Consider the following 23,294-nt stretch of genomic DNA (forward strand, 5'->3'; position numbering starts at 1 on the left):
TGCGTCATCTCGTATCCGCCTCTTGCGGAGTTTTACGGCTGCATGTCAGTTACTCATTTAAGGAATATCAGAAATGAACAATTCACCCTTACTCAACCATTACCAGGCCTGGCTGGATGATTTTACCCGCGTCAGTCTGTTCCACGGTTTATGCCAGCAGCACATCTCGCAGTGGCACAGGCTGGCGATAACCGCCTGCCCGATGCCAGGCAGTAGCGTAACAGAAGTCGTCATTCCACAGTGTCTGCTGCCGGTCACCCGCACCGGCCGACTGGGATCATGTACTTCCGCCCCCGGTCTGACTAAACACACCGATTATGCCCTTCTGCCCGGTGTGCTGCTTAGCGAATGTTATCGACTGGGGAAAAGTCGGCTGGCAAACCAGTTACAGATGTTATTCCGGCTTAATGTACAGCCCGGTATGCGCCAGGCGCTGACCCTGCTGTGCTGGTGTGAGCTGGCAACAGGTAAGGATATGGAGGAATGGTATGCGCTGCATCTGCCACAGCCTGACACGCTGACGCAATGGTTGGCAGTAAAACAGCGGGCATACCGGGGACTGAAGACGCTGACTGACGGTTACATTCGTGCCACCCAGCCGATGTGAGGGACGGATAATGCTGATACCAAAATGCTATATCGCACAGCGTAAAACCGGTGAGATTTTCGCTGTCAGCCAACTGAATTCAGGCGATGACGAGTGGTTCTGCCATCACTGCCAGTGCCCGTTGATTTTCCATCCACCCACCATAACGTCACCGCCCTGGTTCGAACACGACATACTTCAGGGACAACCAGAAGCACTGCTGCAATGCCCCTATCTGGCCCCCGTCAATGGAAAGCCTTCAGCAGTGGCTAAGCTACAGCGCCTTCTGGCACAACTCCCACCGGTCATCACGACCACACAATGGCAATGTACCATGTGCGGCCTGTCGTATGGTGGTGAGAAACGCTGCCCTCAATGCAGAAAAGGGATATACAGTCGGGAGATACGAATTTAGTGATACGTACCAGGCAATCATGGGATTGATTGGTACACCAGAAAGCTATTATATGGGGGCATATAACTTCGGAGTAAAAATCAATCACTTTCCATCATCCGGCCCCTGGTGCTGGTGGATTCGTAATTCATAATCCATGACGGGTTGGTAATATTAATTAACCAACTGATATATAAACAATATCATCTCAATGCCACACCCGTATACGGCTACTCATACACGATAGCCTTAATGGCTGGTCTTACCCCCCTTTAAATCCTTAATCCCTTTAACTGCCTATTACGGGTAAGGCTTTGCCCTGCCCGTAATTCATTACCCAAGGAAATTATATGTTTGACAATATCTGTCTCGATAGACGACACGCACCATTCAACACCACTTACCTGCAACGTATTCTACGCGTTATCGATAACGCGACTGCAGAACACGCACGCACAATGGCGGTACGGGTAGACCTGCGTCTTCCTGACAATATGCTCATTAACCGACAGGGCCTGATATCTCGCTTCATTGAATCCCTCGATGCGAAGATTGCTGCACGCTACAGAAGTAAGTTGAAACAGGGCACACGAACATATCCATGCCACCTTCGCGATGCCTGGGTTCGGGAGGTGGGTGAGATTAATCAGAAATCGCATTACCACATGGTGTTGTTCGTGAATAACGATACGTTCAATGGACTGGGAAGTTACAAAGAAGGCGGGACGGGCCTGGCGTCTCTGATACGAGAGGCCTGGTTGAGTGCTTTGCAGCTTAGTCACCGCCCAGAGCACTGGACGCTAGCCCGCTTTCCCGATAACCCACTTTATTACCTGGATATTAACTCCCACGGTTACAGCGAGGTATATGATCAACTGACGTTTCGCTTGAGTTACTTCGCTAAAGAGAGAACCAAATCCTACAGCCGTCAAGAGCGTTCTTTTGGCTGTAGTCAGTGTTAATACCTCTTGAGGCATCTATGGAAGAGGGGAATTGCTTCGTAGGCAATTCCAGAAATTAATGAATGCCATTCATAATCCCTATCCTCCCCCCTGTGCTTACAAGTCCGCTTTGAGCGATGAGCGGACCTAAAGATATAGCTTCAAACATGCGATGATGATTGATATCCAGCTAGGTTTCAGAAAGACCGACAGACTGCCGGTCCTGCGGGGAGATTACTTCAGCTCCAGCATACTTATCACATGGGCAATATCCGCGATATTGCCTGCTGACAACGGCTGCAAAGGACGAGGCAGGCAATCCATGTCGGTTAGCCCAAGCACACCAGCAGCTGTGGCAATAACACGAAGACTTCCACCATGTTTACGGAACAGCGCCCACAAAGGTTCAAGGTGGGCTGTCAGGGCAGTAACGCGTTGATGATCCTTTACCGCCGCGGCTTCAGTAATTTGTTTCGCCATCTCAGGGAACAGACCGCCACACACGGAGTACCAGGCTTCACAACCAGCGTTTAATCCCAGCCCCGCATAAGCGTCGCCACTGATACCGATTGTTACACCAGGGCACAGATGTTGACGTAACGCATTCACCCGCTCAGTCGCTGCAGCGGGGCTATCCGGTACGCCAGGGATCTTGACCGAGCGAATCCCCTCAAGTGATGAGAGACGACCGTGGAGTTCATCCGTAAAGGTAAAATGCGTAGTGCCCGGATTATCATAGATACACACCGGTACAGACACGTGCCGGGTAACGGTCTCAAAGAGTGAGAATACTTCTTCGTCACGGAGTGGCTGGTAGCTGACCGCCGGGAGTAACAGAGCATTCGCGCCGGCTGCCTGCGCGTCATCTGCCAGATGCAGGATAGCATCGGTACTGACCGCTCCCACACATACCATCATTGGGATATCCCCGGCATGCTGTTTTGCCAGCGTTGCTACGCGCTTTCGCTGCTCCCGGGTCAGATAGGCGTAGCTTCCGGTTGACCCCAGGATGCCCATAGAATCAACCCGAGCTTCTGTCAGGCGGGAAAGAATATGGCTGAAACCCTTTTCATCCACGCCGCTGGCGGTGAGTGGGGTTAATGGAAACGCCGACAAACCTGTAAACATAAAAGTTTCTCCTGAATGATATTACTGCTGTTGTTCTTCGATGAGAGCAACCTCAAACCACAGACCGGGCATCATTTTTTCCAGGCCGTCGGTCAGCATCTTCCCGGCTTCGTGAAGTCTCTCCAGCGGCATCTGCGGCAGGCTTTCCAGAATAAACCACATTTGCTGAGCTTCCACACCTAAGCGGGTTCTGAGCCCCTGTCGCCAGTTCCAGCGACGGCAGGTCACGCCGATATCATCACACCAGATGATCTCGCCTTGTGAAGGATATTCAACGGCCTTTTCCCCCTCTTTGACTGTATCAAAAGGCTCTGTTCCTTTTGCTACAGCCAGACATGGTGAACCCTGATAGGCAGCGATATTCTCTCCACCCACCGGAACGGCGTAGCGGAGACTAACGGCATTATAAAGATCAACGATGGGATCAAGTGCTGGCATCGTTCCGTCACGTAATACGCGCTTGCGTAACGCATCCGCTGAGCAAGGGGTACGTTTAGGTTTAGCACCAAACTTTTGAAAAACCTCTGCCCATGCGGTCAGATGCGCTTCCGCCCACTCAGGCTCACCGGCCAGAACCGCTTCACAGGCTTCTCGCAGCGCTGTTTCTCCGATATCGGAGTTAAGCACTGGTGCAGCTTTTACGTAGACACTGAGTGCCCGAAAACCAGGCGCAATGCGATAAATTTCAGGGGCAATTGACGGAGAGACTGTTAACACGTGATAATCCTGTAATGACCAATTTATCCCATGATAATGACCGATGACCAAGAAAGTCAATTTAATGACCGATGCAGATTCTATCGTCAGCACCGTAAATGAAGCCGTATCTCAGCGGATTAAGCTGTATCGTAAGCAAAAGAAAATATCGCTCGATGAACTCTCCCGCCGGGCGGGCGTCAGCAAGGGCGCGCTGGTTGAGATTGAGGGATGCCGGGCAAATCCCAGCATAGCCCTGTTATGCCGCCTGGCTGCCGCGATGGGGGTTTCGGTAGCCGATTTTGTGGATGTCAGTTCCAAACCGACCGTGCATCTCATTGCTGAAGATGAGATCCCAGAATTGTGGGCTGGTGAAAAAGGAGGGAGAGCAAGGTTGCTCGCTGGTTCGGGCGGCCCTGATATGACCGAGCTCTGGATGTGGGAAATGCAACCGGGGGAAAAGTTTGCTTCGCCCGGCCACACGGAAGGGACGCTTGAGCTGTTTTATGTTCAGACAGGCACGCTCACGCTGGGTGTGAAGGACCACCTGTATCAGGTAAAAACCGGCTGTTCAGCAACAGCCAGAACGGACGTTCCTCATTTCTATGAAAACCAGGAGGAGGGACCATTGGTGTTCATCATGACAGTACATGAGAAAACATCCTGATTGTCGCCCGGCAAGCAATAGGGCTTGTTTTATCACAGGTAAGTTTGCATGGAGTGGTTCAGTGGATAATCAACATCTGAGTTTTGCCAAAAGCCAGTTTACTATCACAACCGATCCCGCTTTTTTTCAACTGGAAGCCATTCACGATTACCTCTCGCAATCGTCCTGGGCTCCAGGCATTGATGCCGAAACGGTCAGAATATCAATCCAGAACAGCCTTTGTTTTGCGCTTCTGGATGGAACAAGACAAATCGGCTTCGCCCGCCTTGTCACAGACTATGCCACTTTTGGTTATTTGTGTGACGTCTACGTATTAAACGATTATCAGAAAAGTGGTCTCGGCCGCTGGCTGATCGAATGCTGTCACGCCCATCCATTGATGTCACGCCTGCGACGGATAATGTTGGTCACTGACAGCGCGCCCTGGCTATACCAAAAACTGGGTTATAACCCATTGAACCGGAAAGATTTTGTCTGGCAGATCAATCGGCCCGACATTTATCGTAATGCCGGACAAAAATAAGAATACTTTTCAGAGAGTAATGATAAATGTTAATCCGTAGGGCCAGTTCCTCTGATGCTGAAGAGCTGGCTATTTTAGCCGAGCGAACCTTCAGAAAGACTTTCCAGGATGGTAATACTCAGGAGGATATGGATCTTCACTGCCATGCAAGCTATTCAACTAATATCCAGTTGAAAGAAATCCTCAGACAAGACTGGATTACATTAGTCTGCGAATACGAGAGCAAACTGATTGGGTACGCTCAACTAAGGTGGGAAGAGTTTCCTCCCTGTGTCAATAGCATCCATGCCGGAGAAATTCTGTGTCTGTATGTCGATGAACCCTACCATGGTAAAGGATTTGCACAGGCACTGATGCAAAAGTGCTTTGCTGAATTTGAGGCAAAGGGATCGGATCCTGTCTGGTTAGGTGTCTGGGAACATAACCCAAGGGCCATCTCTTTTTACCGTAAGCTTGGGTTTACCGAGGTGGGTGAGCATATCTTTCAGGTTGGGTCAGACCCGCAGAGAGATATCATTATGAAACGCTCAACTTACGCTAGCTGAACACACATTTTGACGTCCGCTTTTGGCCCAAAGCGGACCGCCTGAAGCGTTGCGAGGTCTGCTATGAGCGAAAGGTGGACGCCCGCATAGCGTTAACAGGCGTCCGATATTTTGAAGTGGGCAGATTACTTAACACGCTTCCCCGTTTCGCCAATGACCTTCTCGCCATCCTCTTTGGTAAACGCTCCTTTCTGACGTTCCGGAAGAATATCCAGTACCTCTTCGGAAGGGCGACACAGTTTAGTTCCCAGTGGCGTCACCACAATCGGACGGTTAATCAGAATCGTATGTTGCAGCATAAAGTCGATTAGCTGGTCGTCAGTAAATTTATCTTCTACAAGACCCAGTACCTCATACGGCTCGACGTTCTTACGCAGCAAAGCACGGACGGAAATGCCCATATCCGCAATGAGTTTGACCAGCTCATCGCGTGAAGGTGGGTTTTCGAGGTAAAGAATAACGGTCGGTTCAGTACCGCTGTTTCGGATCATCTCCAACGTATTACGCGACGTGCCGCAGGCTGGATTGTGATAAATGGTGATGTTGCTCATATCAGTATCTCATTACAAAGTGAAAGAGAGACGTAGCGCCAGCGCGGCCAGCGTTACAAACAGCACAGGCAGAGTCATGACGATCCCGGTGCGGAAATAGTATCCCCAGGTGATGGTCATGTTCTTCTGTGAAAGGACATGCAGCCAGAGCAGCGTTGCCAGGCTACCAATCGGTGTAATTTTCGGTCCCAGATCGCAGCCAATCACGTTGGCATAAATCATCGCCTCTTTGATAACGCCTGTTGCGGTGCTGCCATCAATAGAGAGAGCGCCAACCAGCACGGTAGGCATATTGTTCATGATGGAAGACAGGAAAGCCGTCAGGAAGCCGGTACCAAACGTCGCGGCCCAAAGTCCTTTATCTGCCAGCACGTTCAGCACACCGGAGAGGTATTCTGTTAGTCCGGCATTACGCAGACCATAGACCACCAGATACATCCCCAGCGAGAATATGACGATCTGCCATGGCGCACCACGCAGCACTTTGCCAGTGTTAATGGCATGGCCTCGTTTCGCCACCGCAAACAGGATTACAGCGCCAACAGCCGCAATCGCGCTAACGGGAATACCGAGCGGCTCAAGAACGAAAAAGCCAACCAGAAGAAGGATCAACACGATCCAGCCGGTTCTGAAGGTTGCCAGATCTTTAATCGCTTTTGCCGGTGCTTTCAGGAGAGCCAGGTCGTAAGTAGGCGGAATATCTTTGCGGAAGAACAGATGCAGCATAACCAGCGTGGCAAAAATGGCTGCAATATCAACCGGCACCATTACCGACGCATATTTGGTGAATCCCAGACCAAAGAAGTCCACCGAGACGATATTCACCAGGTTCGACACGATAAGCGGCAGACTGGCTGTATCGGCAATAAACCCGGCGGCCATGACAAATGCCAGCGTAGTACCTTTACTGAACCCTAATGCCAGCAGCATGGCGATGACTATCGGCGTCAGAATAAGTGCCGCACCATCGTTGGCAAACAGTGCCGCTACCGCTGCGCCGAGCAGGACGATCCAGGTAAAGAGCAAACGACCACGACCATTCCCCCAACGAGATACGTGCAGCGCTGCCCATTCGAAAAAACCTGATTCATCAAGCAGCAGGCTGATGATAATCACGGCAATAAAGGTCGCTGTCGCGTTCCAGACGATATTCCACACCACCGGAATATCGCTTACATGCACAACACCAGATATCAGAGCCAGCCCCGCACCCAGCATCGCACTCCAGCCAATCCCTAATCCCTTCGGTTGCCAGATAACCAACACGATGGTCAGGACAAAAATAGCGCCTGCCAGTAACATAAAACCTCCTGACAGGGCGACTTTGTCGCCCTGTATATGCCAAAAAATTAACTCATCAACTCTCTGAGCTTTTCAATACCGGCGGGCTCTGACGCCAGCACCGGAACAAGCGCTATACGGTCAGCGTGCTGATTCTTAACAGCCTCAATCTGAGGCACTTCCTGCCGGGCACGCTGGCAAAGCAACGGAGAACACGTATCCGCAATGGAAAGGCTGTTATTGATAATCCAGCCCCACGGATGAATCCCCGTTCTTTCAAGGTCAGTCTGCAGGTTAGCCGCTTCCAGTACCGGTGTGGTTTCAGGCAAAGTGACCATCAGGACTTTGGTGCGTTCCGGGTCCTGAAGCTGCATCATCGGAGTGGAAAAATGACCTTTATTCCCCATCTTCTTGGCAATCTCACGGTGATAAGCCCCGGTAGCATCAAGCAGTAATAGCGTATGCCCGGTAGGTGCCGTATCCATGACCACAAACCGTTTGCCTGCTTCACGGATTACGCGTGAGAACGCCTGGAACACCGCAATCTCTTCCGTGCAAGGAGAACGTAAATCCTCTTCGAGCAGCCGTTTCCCTGCCTCATCCAGATTCCTGCCTTTCGTCTCAAGAACATGCTGCCGATAGCGTTCAGTTTCATCGTGAGGGTTAATTCGGCTGACCTGCAGATTTTTAAGACTTCCATTGAGCGTTGCACTGAGATGTGCAGCGGGATCTGAGGTGGTGAGATGGACATCAAATCCCATATCCGCCAGCCTGACGGCGATGGCAGCAGCCATCGTGGTTTTACCTACGCCACCTTTGCCCATCAGCATAATCAAACCGTGTTCACTGCGAGCGATATCATCAACCAGGACAGAGAGCGATAAGTTTTCAGGCGTGTACAGGACGTTCCTTGCAGGCAGCGGTAATGCTCTTGCACTGGTGTCCAGTAGTCCCTTCAATGCAGACACGCCAACCATGTTGACTGGCTGGAGTAATAAGGTATCTGTCGATAGCTCAGATAAACCGGCAGGAAGATTTGCCAGTGCTTCCTGTTCCCGTTGCCATATCGCAGCGGCAAGGGCGTCATGTTCAGCTTCTGCTTTAGGCAGCACACCATTAATAACCAGGTACTGGTTTTTCAGGCCAATTGCAGCCAGTTCTTCATGAGTGCGGGCGACTTCCTGCAGCGTAGATTTTTGCAGTCGTGCAACCAGAACCAGGCGGGTACGTTCAGGATCGGATAGCGCCTCTACTGCATGAGCATACTGCTCACGCTGCTTTTCCAGCCCGGCCATTGGGCCAAGACAGGAAGCACCATCTGGATTACTTTCAATGAAGCTACTCCAGGCACAGGGAAGCTGGAGAAGGCGAATCGTGTGGCCCGTCGGCGCTGTATCAAAAATGATGTGATCAAAGCGGGTCAGCAGAGAAGCGTCGGTCAGTAAGCCAGTAAACTCATCGAACGCCGCAATCTCAGTCGTACAGGCTCCTGAAAGCTGTTCGCTGATACTGTTAACAACGTCATCAGGCAGAAGACCTTTGATAGGATCAACGATTCTGGAGCGGTATTGTTGGGCGGCTTCCTGCGGGTCAATCTCCAGAGCAGAAAGCCCAGGAACTGCCGTCACAGGGCGAATGGTGTTACCGATAGCCTGGTCGAATACCTGGCCGACATTCGAGGCAGGATCGGTACTGACCAGCAAAACCCGCTTACCCTGTTCGGCAAGGCGGATAGCCGTCGCGCAGGAAATGGAAGTTTTTCCTACGCCTCCCTTACCGGTAAAAAACAGATAAGGCGGGATGTTCTGTAAGAATTTCATATGTCCTCCTGACATATCAGCAACAGGAAGTATTACCACCACAGCAGCTGGTGGGAGCTAACCCTACCCTCTCCAGCGGTATACCAAACCAGCGAGCTATCTCAGCACGTTTTGGGTACCGCCCTGCCATCACCGTTTCACCGTCCAACAGCAGTAGCGGAAGCCCTTCTGCTCCAGATGCTTCGAGGAATACTTTCGCTTTCTCATTATGAACAAAGCTCATGGGCTGCTGCGCCAGGTTGTAACGTTCAACCTGTACGCCACGTCCTTTCAGCCACTGCACATCAGCAGAGAAATCAACCAGAACCTGATCGATATCTGAGCCACATACGCCGGTACTGCAGCACATTACCGGGTCAAACACCGTTAACGTTTTCATCTTTAACACCTCATATCCGGAAAAGCATATATGTGCAGGCAAAATTTTTAGAGGCAAACAGCCTTACCGCTGCCAGAGCAGTTGGTTGATGCGAGCTTACGGGCGATGGCCTGTACGTCGTCCTGTTGGCTTAACCAAGCCTGCTCAATCACCTGAGCGGCCCAGGAAGGAATATGCGGGGATAAGCGGTAGTGAACCCACTTGCCCTGCTTGCGATCCAGCAATAGTCCACTTTCCCGGAGCATTGCCAAATGACGGGAGATCTTTGGCTGCGACTGATCCAGCGCCGTACAGAGATCGCACACGCACAACTCTCCCATTTCCCTGAGCAGTAACACGATGCCCAAGCGGGTTTCATCGGAGAGATTTTTGAAGAGTCGTAGGGAAGTTAGTAGCATCTGTCCTCCGGTTGATTTAATAACAGGATACTCTGTAGGTTTACAATCGCAACAATACATTCGAAAAAACATATGTAACTGTTGTCGTGGAACATTTTATCCTGATATCAGAAACTTGGTTAACTTATTGATATTCATATTTTTATACGTTTCCTTAAAGGGTGTAACTCCCATTCTGAATGCAAATAAAATATTTGGGGATTCAAGAAATGTTGATAGAACAAACTTCTTATGGCGTTACGCCGATGCTAAACTGAACTAAAGGTTTTACTTGTATGGGTATTGAATCGCCACGGAAAATCTAGACACTTCCGAGCCGTTGATAATACTGGTTTTCATATTCTGTCGGTGACATCTGATCGCTAGAACCATGCCGACGCTTACTGTTATAAAACATTTCGATGTAATCAAAAATATCGCTGCGGGCTTCTTCCCGCGTTCCGTAGATCTTTTTCTTTATCCGTTCGCGTTTCAACAACTGGAAAAAGCTTTCTGCAACCGCATTATCATGGCAGTTACCGCGACGGCTCATGCTGCCCTCCAGGCCGTGTGATTTCAGGAACGACTGCCACTCATGGCTTGTGTACTGACTGCCCTGATCCGAATGAACCAGCACCTGTTTTTGGGGATTACGCCGCCATACAGCCATCAGCAGTGCGTTCAGGACAATGTCCTTTGTCATCCGGGATTGCATGGACCAGCCGATAATTTTGCGTGAGAACAGATCAACAACAACGGCAAGATACAGCCAGCCTTCGTGGGTCCTGATGTAGGTTATGTCCGTTACCCAACGCTCATCCGGAGCATCCGGATTGAACTGTCGCTGGAGCCTGTTGGGCGACACGATACTGGCCTCGCCTTTACGTGCCCGCGGGCTCCGGTATCCGACCTGAGCCTTTATCCCGACACGTTTCATCAGTCGCCAGACCCGGTTCACTCCGCACTGTTGCCCGCTGTCCCGCAGATCCAGATGGATTTTGCGATAACCATAGACGCATCCCGATTCCAGCCAGAACTGTTTAATCTGTCCTGTCAGTCTCAGGTCTGCCTGATGGCGTTGTGAATGCGGCTGCTGAAGCCAGGCGTAAAAACCACTAGGATGAACATCCAGCACCCGACAGAGCAGGCGAACAGGCCAGCAACAGGAGTTGTCACGGATAAAGGCGTACCTCAGTCGGACAGCTTTGCGAAGTACGCCGCTGTGAGTTCAACAGGTGGATGCAACACATTGGTTAAAACGCTCTGCGGGTGATTCATAGTCTAGCGTTTTTCTTGGCCTCTCGTTGAGCTGCCTGGCAACACTGTTTAGTCTTTGCTGGCTGTGAACTGATAAGTCAGTTCCTTTTGGAAAATACTGTCTGAGTAATCTGTTTGTATTTTCATTTGAGCCGCGTTGCCAGGGAGATTGAGGATCGCAGAAGTAAACCTGAATATCTGTGGCTACGGTCGTGGGGGCAGTCCAATGGGAAAAAAACGCTCCCGGACGGGAGCATAAGCCAGTGACTTCGGCGTCAAATGAGGGTCTAACAAGTGGAGCTGCGGGTTAATTCTGGGTGATCTGGCTGCGATGCTTTTCAGCCTGCTGCTGATGAATAACGGAAGATTGACCATTATTCGCCTTCTCATGCATAACAGCGGCTTTCTCATGCTCGTTCATTTCGGAAAATGATTTTGCTGTTTCGTTAGAAGCTGCTGGCTTGGATTTCATCATTTTTTTATGCATTTCAGCCATGTCCTGATGGGCAGCAGAATTGCCGTTTTGCATCATTTCATGGGACATTGCGGCCTGATCGTGACCGCTCATATCCATCATTTTCATGCTCTCCCCCTGAACTGCACTTTTTTCAGCGGATGATTGCATCTGATGGGCAGGCGCCTGGGCATTATTTACCTGGTCATGCATGTTCATTGTCTCTGCAGCCCAGGCAGATGAAGCGACAGCCATCATGGCAATAAAGGATACAAGGATCTTTTTCATGGTTGGGTCTCCGGTGTTTTCATACCCGAACAATCAATGCTTATAACAGAGAAAGCATTTGATCTCAGGGCTGGTTGATCATCACGCCAGGAACCGGGCGATTGAATTATCACGCTGTCCTGATTTATGGCTGATTATAAAAAACCGACTCTGTTTATCGCGTGACTGAACGATGACATTTTTGTCACCTTCCGGGTTTCTCCTGAATAACGGTATTAATCCATTAACAGACGCACACTGAACACAATTTCCCGCCCCTGCTGTTCTGCTGACAGCTCGCCGCCGTGAGCATGAATGATCGACCTTGTAATTGATAATCCCAGCCCCGCGCCTTCCGTGTTGTAGAACCTTGATGAGTCTGCGCGATAGAACCGGTCAAACAAACGTTCCAGATTAGCGGGAACCTGGCCGGACATCGTATTCGTAATCATCACGTTCACACAGTCACTGTCACGCTCAAGGTGTATCGCTGTACAGGTGTTATCGGGAGAATACTTGATTGCATTGGAAAGCAGGTTACTGAAAGCACGTCGGAGCATATCGCTGTCTCCGGTAACAACGCCCTCTCCTTCAACCGTGATTGTCTTTCCTGTTTCGTCTGCCAGGGGCTCGAACAACTCACGTAATTCATTCAGTTCGGCTGCCAGATCCACATCATGTTTATCCAGCCGCAGCAGACCATGCTCTGAACGTGCCAGAAAAAGCATGTCACTGGTCATTCGTGACAACCTTTTCAGTTCTTCCAGGTTAGCGAATAAAATTTCGCGGTAATGCGAAACATCCCTTTCCTTAGCCAGTGCAAACTGCGTCTGCATCATCAGATTACTGACTGGTGTGCGCAGCTCATGCGCGATGTCAGACGAGAAATCTGACAGTTTCCGGAATGCCCCCTCCAGGCGATCAAACATATTATTGAACTCCTGCATGGTCTCAGAGATTTCCGGCGGAGCCAGATCGGGATTTAGACGCTGATCCAGGCTGTGTACAGTCATGGAGGAAGCCAGACTGGTCATTTCCCGTAACGGTTTCAGACCAATACGTGTGGTCAGCCAGCCCAGAAAAACAGAAATAAAGACCAGACCGATATTGAACCAGAACAGCCAGGTACTGAGTTTGTCCATAAACAGGGTGTGATACCCAGTATCCGTGGCAACCGTAATGATGACATGTTTGCTTTTACCCTGTTCCGGCGTCACGGCAACCCGCCGCGAGATACTGCGGTACACGGTGTTATTTTCTTCCGTCTGGATCATATAGTCGAGAATATCACCCGACTTATTAAGCAGGACCGCTGGAACAACAGAATTTTTGGCATAGAGTTCAACAATTTTTTCATTTTCCATGTTTTTTATAGAAATGAATAAACCATTGTGCCCTACCATCGCATCGTTTATTTTTTCTGATAATGACTTAATATCCGTTTTGTTCCGGAACGTCTCTGTTTTAAGAAACTCTTCGGTGAGCTGAAGTTTACCTGTCAGAAAATCGCGGTCCTGATTATCGAAATAGCCATTAAGGGTGCTAATCAGGATAAAACTTGATAACCACCATACCGTAAGCATCACCGCAGAAAAAATCAGGCTCAGGCGTGTGGTCAGGGAAATTTTGAACCTCACTCTTCTCTGATCTCCAGGACATATCCGGCACCGCGAACGGTATGGATCAGTTTTGGCTCAAAGTCATCATCAATTTTACTTCTCAGACGTCTCACGGCGACATCAATCACATTCGTATCACTGTCAAAATTCATGTTCCAGACCAGGGACGAGATAAGACTCCTGGGTAACACTTCTCCGGTGCGTTGCAGCAGCAACTCAAGCAGAACGTATTCTTTACCGGTGAGATGGATCTTCTTCCCCGAACGGATCACGGTCCGGCGCACCATATCAACGGTCATATCGGCGATGGTGCAGACTGTTGCGGCCTGCGAACGTGCCCGGCGCAGCAGGGTTCTTACACGTGCAACCAGCTCCGTAAAATCAAAGGGCTTAATCAGGTAGTCATCTGCGCCAAGCTCCAGTCCTTTCACTTTGTCCCGCACGTTGTCCTTTGCGGTTAAAAACAGGACCGGTTCTTCGTGCCCGGACTCCCTCAGTGCGCTGATGATTTGCCACCCGTCGAGGAAAGGCAGCATCACGTCCAGTATTATCAAATCATACTGTCCCTTCGACGCGGCCCCGAGACCATCGCGGCCATTATTAAAGAGATCGGCCTGATAGCCTTCCTCAACCAGTCCCTGCTGCAGGTAACGACCTGTTTTTTGTTCGTCTTCAACGATTAAAATACGCTGCATGGTCAACTCGCTGATATGAAAGTAAAAATCTCACGCATGAGCTTTGGCTGTCCCCTAGCTGACCTGAGACGGAGCAAGCATTCCGAGCCACGCTACGGCGCCCAGAATGATAATCGCAACAACGAATTCTGTCAGGATGCTGTTTCGCATCAGGGCAACGCTGCGATCATAATTCCCTTCCCTGACCATAACTTCAAGCCGGGGACCCAGGTGAAACCGGTTTGCTGCAGCCAGAAGAAGCATCAGAACAAACAGAGCCGTCTTGGCAAGCAATATCCTCCCCCAGGAACTGTTGAATAAGGGAGTTAAGTTACCCTCAGCAATATACAGATAGTTGACCAGCGCACTCAGGATCAGGGCTACAACAATCACCGTTCCTGCCGTGGCAAATTTTGCCAGGGAGTCAGATATCACAATGACGCTCTGTGCATTATGCTCGTTTCTGCGCATCAGCAGGATAGCAAATGCAACCAGAGCACCTGTCCAGGCACCTGCAGCGCCGAGATGGGTCAGATCGCTCAGTAAATGGAGATAGTAATGCAGACCGTCATGCATAACGGCGTGTCCTCCCCAGGCAAGTGTAGCCAGCGCCACGCCCCCACTCATCGTCATCAGCAGGCAGGACAATACTCTCTTATTAGTGTAAAGGAACAAAGCACCGAGTGTGGTAAACAGGGCACAGAGCCTGACAATCCAGCTAATACCCACATCAGTTTCTTCTATCACCATCTCGATAACATGGATGGATAATTCTCTGAGGTCAGTTACTCCACTCATGGCATTAGATACCAGGAGCATATTAATGCCAGTAAGAATGATGCCTGTAACAACAGCAAAGGTTATAAACGACCTGAAATTAGTCAGGTTATAGGTTTCATGTCTGACACCGCTTATTCCATATATCTGAAAAAATGGCAATCCAAATATTACCATCAAATCCAGATAAAGAAGAAAACGAATAACAATCATAATCAGGTCGTTCATAATATTACTTCACTGTAAAGGTGTAATTACCGGTAATAGGGTGCGTATCTGAAGAAACCGCGCGCCAGTCAACACGATAAGTGCCAGCGGGTAAAGGCTCTCGCGGAATAATGACCATCGATTTAGGGTCAGCGCCTGGCGCCACTTTTGCCGCGACCGGCATCGGAGAATGTGATGACATGCCTTTCATACCCGTCATCGTTAATTTTGCACCTGAGAATTTCACGGTCAGATTTTCCGAGAAATTAAGCTGAATCTTTTCCGGGGCCGCTACGGCTGAATCAGCCTGTGGCACAGAGCTTTTTAATTCCGGATGGGCCATAGCAGAGAAAGCAACGCCCATAACGAGGCCACCTGTAAGAATGGCTTTATTTAAAATCGACATTTTATTTACCTGTTTAGTTGAGTGTTTTATATCAGTGCGTTAAAACCAGATTCTGGCTCCCGCCAGGAATGCTACCTGATGGTCTTTCTCACCTTCTCTTTTCGCCATATCGGATGTTTTCCCGTAAAGTTGATTCCAGGAAACGCCTATATAGGGTGCAAACTCACGGCGTATTTCATAGCGCAGCCGGAGCCCCAGCTCTGTGTCAGTCAGTCCCCTGCCGCGACCCCGCGATTCATCATCCTGACTGTAGAAATTCACCTCATAGGATGGCTGGAGTATGAGCCGGTTAGTCAGTAAAACGTCGTATTCTCCTCCCAGACGAAGGGCTGCTTTTCCGCCATTACTGACAAAACCCGTAATTTCAGACTCAAAATTATAGAGTGCCAGCCCCTGAAAACCGACAGCAGCCCAGGTCCGGGCAGAAGCAGGTCTGAAATCCTGCCTGACACCCGCAACCAAATCCCACCATGGGCCAACCGCATGTCCCCAGAGTAACTGCGCTTCAGCCGCCTCCGTTTCCCCATTGCTTCGTTCACCTTCACTCTTTAGCCAAATCCGATCTGTGTCGCCTCCAATCCAGCTGTTAACACTCCAGCTGAAATTGTTGGTGTTATCCGACCGTTGCCATTCCAGTTGATCCAGCAGAACCAGATAATTAATCGCACTGTCGTGAATCGCATGCCCCTGTAAATTGCCGAATGCAGCCTTCCGGTCGGCATCGGTAACAGGCGGAATTGGCGTTCTGCTCTCAGTTACAATGGGCTCCATTGACGTCATCTCAGTGAAATTCTCATCTGCTGGCATCTGCATGGCAGACATGTCGTGCCCGGCGTGGGGATCTGCAGAGACGGAGCCCGCCGCAATAGAAAGCTGTGAGGTAAACAAACCGGCGACCAGAACAGGTATGGCCTTCAAATTTCTCTTCATTCGCATCATTCCTCCACCCGGACTTCACGAAACATTCCCATTTCCATGTGATAGAGCAAATGGCAGTGATACGCCCAGCGGCCAAGCGCATCTGCTGTCACTCTGTAACTGCGTTTTGTACCAGGGGGAACATCTATTGTGTGTTTACGAACCATGAAATTACCGTTTTCATCTTCCAGATCGCTCCACATACCATGCAGGTGAATGGGGTGAGTCATCATGGTATCGTTGATCAGCGTGATCCTGAGCCGCTCACCGTATTTCAGCAGCACCGGTGCGGCATCTGAAAACTTGATTCCGTTAAATGACCAGGCAAACTTTTCCATGTGGCCGGTTAAATGCAGTTCTATGGTACGGCCAGGTTCACGTCCGTCAGGATCCTCAAAGCGGCTTTTCAAATCCGCGTACGTGAGAACCTTTCTTCCGTTATTTCGAAGACCAATACCCGGATCATTTAATTTCGGAGAGACGCTCATCGCCTGCATATCAACCAGTGGGTTATCCGTTTCTGACGCAGGATGACTTTGCATACCCGGCATTCCGGCCATCCGGGAATGATCCATACCGGCCATGCTGCTGTGATCCATGGGCGCGGAGGATGTCCCGCTATCCGGAAGGTCAGCACCGTCCATAGACATCATCTCTCCGCTGTTATCCATGCCTCCCATCTGGCTGTGGTCCATTCTTGCCATATCATGTCCCATTCCCCCCATACCCATATCTTCCATGGTCAACAGAGGACGGGGATCGAGGGGGGGAACGGCAGCACTTAACCCCTCTCTCGTGGCCAGTGTCCCTCGAGCGTAACCGGTCCTGTCCATGGATTGTGCGAAGATGGTATAGGCCTCACCCTGAGGCTCCACAATGACATCATAGGTTTCGGCAACGGCAATCCTGAATTCGTCAACGGTAACCGGGTTTACATACTGGCCATCTGCAGCCACGACCGTCATTTTCAGCCCGGGGATACGGATATCGAAATAGGTCATTGCCGAGCCGTTGATAAACCGTAAGCGTATCTTTTCACCGGGACGGAACAGTCCGGTCCAGTTTTTCAGCGGGGCCTGCCCGTTCATGAGATAGGTGTAGGTGTAGCCACTGACATCCGCGAGGTCAGTCGGATTCATTTTCATTTCAGCCCACATTTTCCGATCGGCAATGGTGGCTGACAGCCCCCTGGTATTCACGTCGCGGAAAAAAGAGCCAACGGTTGGTTTATTGAAATTGTAGTAATCCGACTGTTTTTTTAATTTTTTCAGCAGGCTGTGAGGATTTTCATCGGTCCAGTCAGACAACATGACCACATGCTCACGATCGTAAGCAAACGGTTCTGGCTCCCTGGCATCGATGATAATGGCACCGTATACCCCCTCCTGTTCCTGCAGACCGGAATGGCTGTGGTACCAGTAAGTCCCGTTCTGCTTAACCTTAAAGGTGTAAACGTAGGTATCATCAGGCTCTATGCCCATAAAACTCAGCCCCGGAACACCATCCATATCGGCCGGAAGAATAATGCCGTGCCAGTGAATGGACGTCTGTTCATTAAGACGGTTTTTGACCTTCAGGGTAATGGTGTCACCTTCTTTCCAGCGAAGAACGGGCCCCGGCAGGCCTCCATTGATTGTTTTGGCCTGACGCTCACTGCCCGTGATATTGACGGCCGTTTCACCAATGGTCAGGTCAAACTGAGTACCCTGCAGGGATGCGGCAACTGGCAGGCTCAGACTGGAACGCGCATTGAAACTCCATACGCCAAGACTTCCGGCTACGCCAGAGAGGGTTAACCCCTTCAGGAAAGTTCGTCGAGACGTTTTCAACAGCATGCGCATTCCCTTATTTAAAGTATGGTTACTGACAGAATTCGAGAACCGATTTAAATTAAATTACTGGTTCATCCACTTACAATGAAATGAATCTAGCACACCTTAAGAAACAAATTCATTACAATCGTGTAATGTACATAGCTGTATTACATTTACGTCATCTTCCCCACAGGTTGATTATTTTTATATATGATCATAAGGACATCTTTTATGTACCTCAGAAGGTAATTACACATGAATATATTAATCACGGCCACTGCGTTTACAGCTTTATTTTGTGGGGCAGCTTTTGCTCAGTCCAGTGATATTGCCCATGAAGCACATCGATTTGTTAATAATGCCTCAGCCGTCAGTCATGTGAATTCCTCGACGCATGAAAACTTACCGGACAGGGTTAATAAAAACAACACGCCCTCATTCTCTGAAATGAATGAACATGAAAGGGCCATTGTTGCTCATTCATTTATGAACAACAGCGCGTCCTATGCACATCAGAAAATGATTGAGGAACATAAAAAAATGCTGTCCGACAGTGGTGCAAATTCAAAGACCTCCTCTTCTTCTTTTAACGAACTGAATGCCGGAGAGAAAGCCGCCCTCGTGCATGAGCAGGTCAATAATGCCGGTGCGGAAGCTCATCAGACACAGGCAAGAAAGCTTCGCGGCCTGTATTCCTCCAGGTAACTGCAGGCGGGTTAGTGCTTAGCAGGGCTTTACTGACGGGTTACGTAGCAGGACATGAGCCCCATATTGCTCTGCCGTAACCTGTTTCAGTCCCGTTAATCATCACCGTCAGGCTGGTCATACAGTTCCCAGATCTTCAGGAGCAAACGGGAAACAAGATATGTTACAAAAATGACGACCATCAACGGTGCTCCCGATTAACTGGCAGATGACACGCCTCCTGAAAACCCCTAGCATACGCCGCAGTGTTCATGCTAACGGCGAATTCCAGTAAATGTATTCTACCGATGTCGTAAAAGAAAATGCTTACCTTTCAGCCACCCGCTCGGGGCTGGAATCGAACGAGATCGCTATCCTTCAGCGCTCTTTGCCTTCCCGCTTTAATCTTCGGCATTTGAAAAAAAATGAATCATTAAAACTCGTACTGCAAAAGAAAGCGGGAAAATCACGTGTAGTGGCTTATAAATTTACGTCCGGCTCATTTAATTACACGGCGTATCGTATATCAGACAAAAAGTTCTATAATCTTTCCGATACTTCCGGGAAAGGCAGTCTCGATTATCCGTTACCAGCCACAGCAAGACTCAGTTCACCTTTCAATCCTGCAAGACTTAACCCGGTATCGGGAAAAGTGAGTCCCCATAATGGCATTGATTATTCCATGCCCATGAACACGAAAATAGTCAGCGTCATCGACGGAAAAATCACCCGGGCCGAATACAACAGTACCATGGGATATTTTGTTGAAGTAACGGGAAAAGCCGGTGTTAAAACTCGCTATCTCCACCTCAATAAAATACTCGTTACTAAAGGGGCCAGAGTTACCCGGGGAGGTGCTATTGCGTTATCCGGTAACAGCGGACGTTCATCCGGTCCTCATTTACATTACGAGCTGGTCATCAATAACAATCCTGTTAATTCACTGGCGTTCCGGGCATCGGCACCCGCTGATAACAAACTCGAACAGCATGCCTTTGCGCATGCCAGAGACTACGAACGATACCTGGACTGATAACGGGACCGCGACGCGGCCCCGTTTGCCGGATTAATTTTTTTTATCGTTTTCACTTCCGCGATGTTGGTGATCCCCATGCCCTCCGTGGCCGTGGAAAAGATGCATTAGCGGGCAGACCAGCAATAACAGATATGGCCAGTAACCTGCCACATGTGACCAGTGTTCTCGCAGGAGGGCAAATGCCGCGATCGCGGCGACAGCAATAAGCGCATAGGTGGTACTTTTCATACTGGACTCCTTCTGTTCATAACAGACCCTTCACTCAGTGTTATTTCCCGAGCCTGACACTTTTCAGACGCAACGCATTCACAATGACGCTGACGGAAGAAAGAGCCATGGCCGCCGCCGCAATAACTGGCGACAGCAGTATTCCATACACAGGATAAAGCAGGCCTGCAGCCACCGGCACACCAAGTGCGTTGTAGATAAATGCAAAAAACAGATTCTGTCGGATATTTTTCATGGTGATCTCTGACAGATGACGGGCCCTGTTCAGTATCATCAGGTCGCCTTTGAGAAGGGTGACTCCGGCACTTTCAATTGCCACATCTGTACCCGTTCCCATGGCTATTCCCACGTCAGCCGCTGCCAGCGCCGGGGCATCATTCACACCGTCTCCGGCCATCGCAACCACATGGCCAGACGCTTTCAGTCGGGTTATCACTGCTTTTTTGCCATCCGGCAGAATCCCGGCTTCAACCTCATCTATTCCCAGTTTCCGTGCGACTGCTTCAGCGGTAAGCTGGTTATCCCCGGTGAGCATAACGATGCGGATCCCCGCCTGACGCAACGCTTTAAGTGCATCCGGCGTGGTTGCTTTCACGGGATCCGAAATAGCTATCAGGCCTGCAAGGTCCCCGTCCGTGGCCACATAGATAACGGTAGCGCCTTCCATCCGCAACGTATCCGCAACGGCCTTTTGATTATCAACAACGATACTGTTTTCCTGCATAACCAGTTCATTACCAATAACAATCCGTTGACCTTCGACATCGCCTGTGACACCTTTACCCGACGGCGCATCGAAATGAGTGACTGCGGGTATTGCGATCCCCTTTTCCTGTGCTGCTCTGACGACTGCCATACCCAGCGGATGCTGCGAGCCTTTTTCCACTGCGGCCGTTACACGCAAAAGAGAGGCTTCCCCACCCGGACTGAGACTGATAATTCCTGTCACCGTAGGCGAACCTTCCGTGAGCGTGCCTGTTTTGTCGACAACCAGCGTGTCCACTTTTTCAAGACGCTCAAGGGCTTCGGCATTTTTGATTAACACCCCGGCCTGGGCTCCTTTGCCCACCCCCACCATTATCGACATCGGCGTGGCCAGCCCCAGCGCGCAGGGACAGGCAATAATCAGGACCGACACAGCCGCAATCAGACCGTGCGCCATCCTGGGCTCGGGCCCCCAGACAGACCAGATCACGAAAGCAACAACCGCGATAAGTATCACCAGAGGAACAAACCAGCCTGAAACGCTGTCAGCCATTCTCTGGATGGGGGCTCGCGAACGCTGTGCATCAGCGACCATCTGAACAATTCGTGAGAGCATCGTTTCATCTCCGACTTTCTCTGCACGGATGATAAGACTACCTGTCTGATTAATCGTCCCCCCAATGACAGGGGCACCCTCCGTTTTGGTAACCGGCATAGACTCCCCGGTCACCATCGATTCATCAACGGTTGTTATGCCTTCGACCACGATACCGTCGACCGGAATACTCTCCCCAGGTCTGATGCGGAGCTTATCGCCAGGCAGGACATCTTCCGCATTAATATCCGTTTCATGACCGTCATGGTCCAGCCGCCTGGCGGTTTTGGGGGCAAGGTTCAGAAGCGCAGTAATGGCACCTGAGGTTTGTTCCCGTGCCCGCAGCTCAAGAACCTGTCCCAGCAGTACAAGCACCGTAATTACTGCCGCGGCTTCAAAATAAACGGCCACCAGGCCATCCATGTTTCTGAACGATGCAGGAAACCAGGAGGGGAAGACGGTTGCAATGACGCTGTAAACCCAGGCTACGCCGGTCCCCATTGCAACAAGGGTAAACATATTCAGGGAGCGGTTACGTAACGACATTCCGGCCCGGGCGAAGAATGGCCAGCCACACCACAACACGACAGGGGAGGCCAGAAGCAACTGCAGCCATGTGTTGTACTGTGGCGGTACTGTATTCCTCAAGTCGGGAAACAGATGAGATCCCATTTCGAGTACCAGAACCGGAAACGCCAGCAACAACCCCAGCCAGAAGCGTCTTGTCATGTCGTGAAGTTCATCACTCGGCCCCGTGGATGCCGTAGCTACGAGCGGCTCCAGTGCCATTCCACAGACAGGACAGCTTCCGGGACCACTGCGGCGTATCTCCGGGTGCATCGGACATGTCCACACACCTTCAGAATTCTCTTTTTCCGCCTGGTTGTGAGGCTGTTTTATCTGATCAGGGCTGACTTCGTGATGATCGTGGTGATGGTGATGGGAATGTTCACTGGCATCTTCGGTAAGATAACGATCGGGATGGGCTTTAAATTTACTCTCACAGCTGGCGGAGCAGAAATAAAGTTGGTGGTCCTGGTATCGAATGCTGCTGTGCGCCCTGTCGGGCAGGATGGCCATCCCGCACACGGGATCTCTCACCTTATGCAATACGTGGCCCTCGTCCGGGGATAATGTCTGCTCAGAAGCAGTCTGGTTGTTGTGTTGCACTGCATTGTCATTTTTCACAGTAACTCTCCTTATGCATACCGAAGCATCTTCTGTCTTCAGGGTATGTCATGGATGCGATTACCACGAATATCGCCGGCACAGGAGTGCCTGCTACCGGCGTCCCGTTATCAGCCGTTCCGCTGACTATTCGATTCGCTGGAAGACTTTTTTACTTCCATCCGGTGAGAATGCGATAACATCGTAAGCCTCTTTTCGGGCTCCCATCTCCATTCCAGGACTTCCTGCTGGCATACCGGGGGTGGCGAGACCGTATATACCCGAACCAGACTGCATTGCCTTATGTATCGTTGTCGCAGGCACATGGCCTTCAATGATCAAATTACCGGCAACCGCGGTATGACAACTTCGTAGTCCTGCAGGAATAGCATGCTTTTCTTTCAGGGCTGACAGCGCCTGATCATTCATGACGTGAGTTCGTACTTCAAACCCGTCTTTTTCCATCGCTTTGCCCCACAGGGAACAACAGCCACAGTTTTCAGATTTGTACATATCAATCACTTTTTCACTCGCCATCGCGGGCAGTGAAAGGCCGAGAGCCAGCGCCATCAGAACCACTTTTTTCATACTCACCTCT

Annotated in this window: 25 protein-coding genes and 2 pseudogenes; 8 read left to right on the forward strand and 19 right to left on the reverse strand. The window is 50.3% G+C overall.

What is annotated here, in order from left to right; all coding sequences use genetic code 11:
* The first annotated feature begins 73 nt into the window (after window positions 1–73).
* The 3 genes from QMN38_RS18740 (at window position 74) to QMN38_RS18750 (ending at window position 1,942) form a co-directional block, all read left to right on the forward strand.
* Window positions 74–607, forward strand: coding sequence for a hypothetical protein (locus QMN38_RS18740; protein ID WP_048998199.1), 534 nt, complete (start codon window positions 74–76; stop codon window positions 605–607).
* Window positions 608–617: 10 nt separating this feature from the next.
* Window positions 618–1,001 (forward strand): putative zinc ribbon protein, encoded by a 384-nt coding sequence (locus QMN38_RS18745; protein ID WP_071687429.1) that lies wholly within the window; start codon window positions 618–620, stop codon window positions 999–1,001.
* A gap of 329 nt (window positions 1,002–1,330) precedes the next feature.
* Window positions 1,331–1,942, forward strand: coding sequence for an inovirus Gp2 family protein (locus tag QMN38_RS18750; RefSeq protein ID WP_048998200.1), 612 nt, complete (start codon window positions 1,331–1,333; stop codon window positions 1,940–1,942).
* A 213-nt stretch (window positions 1,943–2,155) separates the two neighbouring features.
* Here QMN38_RS18750 and QMN38_RS18755 read toward each other — a convergent pair whose 3' ends face one another.
* Both QMN38_RS18755 and QMN38_RS18760 read right to left on the reverse strand, forming a co-directional pair.
* Window positions 2,156–3,049 (reverse strand): dihydrodipicolinate synthase family protein, encoded by an 894-nt coding sequence (locus QMN38_RS18755; RefSeq protein WP_071701232.1) that lies wholly within the window; start codon window positions 3,047–3,049, stop codon window positions 2,156–2,158.
* A 21-nt stretch (window positions 3,050–3,070) separates the two neighbouring features.
* Window positions 3,071–3,766 (reverse strand): B3/B4 domain-containing protein, encoded by a 696-nt coding sequence (locus tag QMN38_RS18760; RefSeq protein WP_048998202.1) that lies wholly within the window; start codon window positions 3,764–3,766, stop codon window positions 3,071–3,073.
* A 43-nt stretch (window positions 3,767–3,809) separates the two neighbouring features.
* Between QMN38_RS18760 and QMN38_RS18765 the strand changes: the two genes are divergently transcribed.
* From QMN38_RS18765 to QMN38_RS18775, 3 genes are all read left to right on the forward strand, one after another.
* Window positions 3,810–4,412: a helix-turn-helix domain-containing protein gene (locus QMN38_RS18765; RefSeq protein WP_048998203.1), complete on the forward strand. Its 603-nt coding sequence runs from the start codon at window positions 3,810–3,812 to the stop codon at window positions 4,410–4,412.
* Between the two features lie 61 nt (window positions 4,413–4,473).
* A complete protein-coding gene (locus QMN38_RS18770; RefSeq protein ID WP_048998204.1) occupies window positions 4,474–4,935 on the forward strand; it encodes a GNAT family N-acetyltransferase in 462 nt (153 codons plus the stop codon).
* A 26-nt stretch (window positions 4,936–4,961) separates the two neighbouring features.
* On the forward strand, window positions 4,962–5,480 hold the full coding sequence (locus tag QMN38_RS18775) for a GNAT family N-acetyltransferase (RefSeq protein WP_035897605.1): 519 nt from the start codon (window positions 4,962–4,964) through the stop codon (window positions 5,478–5,480).
* Window positions 5,481–5,605: 125 nt separating this feature from the next.
* Here QMN38_RS18775 and arsC read toward each other — a convergent pair whose 3' ends face one another.
* The 14 genes and pseudogenes from arsC to pcoA all read right to left on the reverse strand — a co-directional run bounded on the left by arsC (window position 5,606) and on the right by pcoA (window position 18,302).
* Window positions 5,606–6,031, reverse strand: a complete 426-nt coding sequence (gene arsC / locus QMN38_RS18780) for a glutaredoxin-dependent arsenate reductase (RefSeq protein WP_048998205.1) — start codon at window positions 6,029–6,031, stop codon at window positions 5,606–5,608.
* Window positions 6,032–6,043: 12 nt separating this feature from the next.
* On the reverse strand, window positions 6,044–7,333 hold the full coding sequence (gene arsB / locus QMN38_RS18785; protein WP_049014746.1) for an arsenite efflux transporter membrane subunit ArsB: 1,290 nt from the start codon (window positions 7,331–7,333) through the stop codon (window positions 6,044–6,046).
* A gap of 47 nt (window positions 7,334–7,380) precedes the next feature.
* Entirely contained in the window at window positions 7,381–9,132 is a 1,752-nt protein-coding gene (gene arsA, locus QMN38_RS18790; RefSeq protein WP_049014748.1) for an arsenite efflux transporter ATPase subunit ArsA, read from the reverse strand.
* Between the two features lie 16 nt (window positions 9,133–9,148).
* Window positions 9,149–9,511 carry an arsenite efflux transporter metallochaperone ArsD gene (gene arsD, locus QMN38_RS18795; protein ID WP_048998181.1) on the reverse strand — a complete coding sequence of 121 codons (363 nt, stop codon included), beginning with the start codon at window positions 9,509–9,511 and terminating at the stop codon, window positions 9,149–9,151.
* Window positions 9,512–9,558: 47 nt separating this feature from the next.
* Window positions 9,559–9,909, reverse strand: coding sequence for an As(III)-sensing metalloregulatory transcriptional repressor ArsR (arsR, locus tag QMN38_RS18800; RefSeq protein WP_049025755.1), 351 nt, complete (start codon window positions 9,907–9,909; stop codon window positions 9,559–9,561).
* Window positions 9,910–10,210: 301 nt separating this feature from the next.
* Window positions 10,211–11,104: pseudogene (locus QMN38_RS18805) on the reverse strand (IS3 family transposase); the annotation flags it as partial.
* A gap of 12 nt (window positions 11,105–11,116) precedes the next feature.
* Window positions 11,117–11,368 (reverse strand): annotated as a pseudogene (locus QMN38_RS18810) (IS30 family transposase); the annotation flags it as partial.
* An 84-nt stretch (window positions 11,369–11,452) separates the two neighbouring features.
* Window positions 11,453–11,887, reverse strand: coding sequence for a copper resistance system metallochaperone PcoE (gene pcoE, locus QMN38_RS18815; protein WP_038633679.1), 435 nt, complete (start codon window positions 11,885–11,887; stop codon window positions 11,453–11,455).
* Window positions 11,888–12,102: 215 nt separating this feature from the next.
* Complete coding sequence (gene pcoS, locus QMN38_RS18820; protein WP_009654301.1) at window positions 12,103–13,503, reverse strand: copper resistance membrane spanning protein PcoS; 1,401 nt, start codon at window positions 13,501–13,503, stop codon at window positions 12,103–12,105.
* Complete coding sequence (gene pcoR, locus QMN38_RS18825) at window positions 13,500–14,180, reverse strand: copper response regulator transcription factor PcoR (RefSeq protein ID WP_001188930.1); 681 nt, start codon at window positions 14,178–14,180, stop codon at window positions 13,500–13,502. Before pcoR ends, pcoS begins: the two co-directional genes overlap by 4 nt.
* Before the next feature lie 54 nt (window positions 14,181–14,234).
* Window positions 14,235–15,113 carry a copper resistance inner membrane protein PcoD gene (pcoD, locus tag QMN38_RS18830; RefSeq protein ID WP_229692861.1) on the reverse strand — a complete coding sequence of 293 codons (879 nt, stop codon included), beginning with the start codon at window positions 15,111–15,113 and terminating at the stop codon, window positions 14,235–14,237.
* Between the two features lie 55 nt (window positions 15,114–15,168).
* Window positions 15,169–15,549: a copper resistance system metallochaperone PcoC gene (gene pcoC / locus QMN38_RS18835; RefSeq protein ID WP_000025662.1), complete on the reverse strand. Its 381-nt coding sequence runs from the start codon at window positions 15,547–15,549 to the stop codon at window positions 15,169–15,171.
* Window positions 15,550–15,588: 39 nt separating this feature from the next.
* Complete coding sequence (pcoB, locus tag QMN38_RS18840) at window positions 15,589–16,479, reverse strand: copper resistance outer membrane transporter PcoB (RefSeq protein WP_323605608.1); 891 nt, start codon at window positions 16,477–16,479, stop codon at window positions 15,589–15,591.
* 5 nt (window positions 16,480–16,484) lie between these two features.
* Window positions 16,485–18,302 (reverse strand): multicopper oxidase PcoA, encoded by a 1,818-nt coding sequence (gene pcoA, locus QMN38_RS18845; protein WP_323605610.1) that lies wholly within the window; start codon window positions 18,300–18,302, stop codon window positions 16,485–16,487.
* Between the two features lie 234 nt (window positions 18,303–18,536).
* Here pcoA and QMN38_RS18850 point away from each other — a divergent pair, with 234 nt between their 5' ends.
* On the forward strand, window positions 18,537–18,986 hold the full coding sequence (locus QMN38_RS18850) for a hypothetical protein (protein WP_001023231.1): 450 nt from the start codon (window positions 18,537–18,539) through the stop codon (window positions 18,984–18,986).
* Window positions 18,987–19,260: 274 nt separating this feature from the next.
* The gene (locus QMN38_RS18855) at window positions 19,261–19,998 is read left to right on the forward strand and encodes a peptidoglycan DD-metalloendopeptidase family protein (protein WP_000287499.1); all 738 of its coding nucleotides are present in this window, start codon (window positions 19,261–19,263) and stop codon (window positions 19,996–19,998) included.
* A 33-nt stretch (window positions 19,999–20,031) separates the two neighbouring features.
* On the opposite strand, the gene QMN38_RS18860 is transcribed toward QMN38_RS18855, so the two are convergent.
* The 3 genes from QMN38_RS18860 to QMN38_RS18870 all read right to left on the reverse strand — a co-directional run bounded on the left by QMN38_RS18860 (window position 20,032) and on the right by QMN38_RS18870 (window position 23,284).
* Window positions 20,032–20,229 (reverse strand): DUF2933 domain-containing protein, encoded by a 198-nt coding sequence (locus QMN38_RS18860; RefSeq protein ID WP_323605613.1) that lies wholly within the window; start codon window positions 20,227–20,229, stop codon window positions 20,032–20,034.
* A gap of 40 nt (window positions 20,230–20,269) precedes the next feature.
* Entirely contained in the window at window positions 20,270–22,717 is a 2,448-nt protein-coding gene (gene silP, locus QMN38_RS18865; RefSeq protein ID WP_323605614.1) for an Ag(+)-translocating P-type ATPase SilP, read from the reverse strand.
* Between the two features lie 126 nt (window positions 22,718–22,843).
* Window positions 22,844–23,284, reverse strand: coding sequence for a DUF411 domain-containing protein (locus QMN38_RS18870; RefSeq protein ID WP_000758228.1), 441 nt, complete (start codon window positions 23,282–23,284; stop codon window positions 22,844–22,846).
* Between the last annotated feature and the right edge of the window lie 10 nt (window positions 23,285–23,294).

Origin of the sequence: Citrobacter sp. R-1.5.2 (genome assembly GCF_035064245.1) — a bacterium.
GTDB lineage: Bacteria > Pseudomonadota > Gammaproteobacteria > Enterobacterales > Enterobacteriaceae > Citrobacter.

What these genes read in the sequence shown, in the direction of transcription:
- arsC (WP_048998205.1), bottom strand. Translation starts at nt 6,031, where the DNA reads ATGAGCAACATCACCATTTATCACAATCCAGCCTGCGGCACGTCGCGT.
- QMN38_RS18750 (WP_048998200.1), top strand. Translation starts at nt 1,331, where the DNA reads ATGTTTGACAATATCTGTCTCGATAGACGACACGCACCATTCAACACC.
- QMN38_RS18860 (WP_323605613.1), bottom strand. Translation starts at nt 20,229, where the DNA reads ATGAAAAGTACCACCTATGCGCTTATTGCTGTCGCCGCGATCGCGGCA.
- pcoC (WP_000025662.1), bottom strand. Translation starts at nt 15,549, where the DNA reads ATGTCGATTTTAAATAAAGCCATTCTTACAGGTGGCCTCGTTATGGGC.
- arsA (WP_049014748.1), bottom strand. Translation starts at nt 9,132, where the DNA reads ATGAAATTCTTACAGAACATCCCGCCTTATCTGTTTTTTACCGGTAAG.
- QMN38_RS18775 (WP_035897605.1), top strand. Translation starts at nt 4,962, where the DNA reads ATGTTAATCCGTAGGGCCAGTTCCTCTGATGCTGAAGAGCTGGCTATT.
- QMN38_RS18855 (WP_000287499.1), top strand. Translation starts at nt 19,261, where the DNA reads ATGTATTCTACCGATGTCGTAAAAGAAAATGCTTACCTTTCAGCCACC.
- pcoD (WP_229692861.1), bottom strand. Translation starts at nt 15,113, where the DNA reads ATGGTAATATTTGGATTGCCATTTTTTCAGATATATGGAATAAGCGGT.
- arsD (WP_048998181.1), bottom strand. Translation starts at nt 9,511, where the DNA reads ATGAAAACGTTAACGGTGTTTGACCCGGTAATGTGCTGCAGTACCGGC.
- pcoR (WP_001188930.1), bottom strand. Translation starts at nt 14,180, where the DNA reads ATGCAGCGTATTTTAATCGTTGAAGACGAACAAAAAACAGGTCGTTAC.
- QMN38_RS18765 (WP_048998203.1), top strand. Translation starts at nt 3,810, where the DNA reads ATGACCAAGAAAGTCAATTTAATGACCGATGCAGATTCTATCGTCAGC.
- arsR (WP_049025755.1), bottom strand. Translation starts at nt 9,909, where the DNA reads ATGCTACTAACTTCCCTACGACTCTTCAAAAATCTCTCCGATGAAACC.
- QMN38_RS18745 (WP_071687429.1), top strand. Translation starts at nt 618, where the DNA reads ATGCTGATACCAAAATGCTATATCGCACAGCGTAAAACCGGTGAGATT.
- pcoA (WP_323605610.1), bottom strand. Translation starts at nt 18,302, where the DNA reads ATGCTGTTGAAAACGTCTCGACGAACTTTCCTGAAGGGGTTAACCCTC.
- QMN38_RS18870 (WP_000758228.1), bottom strand. Translation starts at nt 23,284, where the DNA reads ATGAAAAAAGTGGTTCTGATGGCGCTGGCTCTCGGCCTTTCACTGCCC.
- QMN38_RS18850 (WP_001023231.1), top strand. Translation starts at nt 18,537, where the DNA reads ATGAATATATTAATCACGGCCACTGCGTTTACAGCTTTATTTTGTGGG.
- QMN38_RS18755 (WP_071701232.1), bottom strand. Translation starts at nt 3,049, where the DNA reads ATGTTTACAGGTTTGTCGGCGTTTCCATTAACCCCACTCACCGCCAGC.
- pcoE (WP_038633679.1), bottom strand. Translation starts at nt 11,887, where the DNA reads ATGAAAAAGATCCTTGTATCCTTTATTGCCATGATGGCTGTCGCTTCA.
- arsB (WP_049014746.1), bottom strand. Translation starts at nt 7,333, where the DNA reads ATGTTACTGGCAGGCGCTATTTTTGTCCTGACCATCGTGTTGGTTATC.
- QMN38_RS18740 (WP_048998199.1), top strand. Translation starts at nt 74, where the DNA reads ATGAACAATTCACCCTTACTCAACCATTACCAGGCCTGGCTGGATGAT.
- pcoB (WP_323605608.1), bottom strand. Translation starts at nt 16,479, where the DNA reads ATGAAGAGAAATTTGAAGGCCATACCTGTTCTGGTCGCCGGTTTGTTT.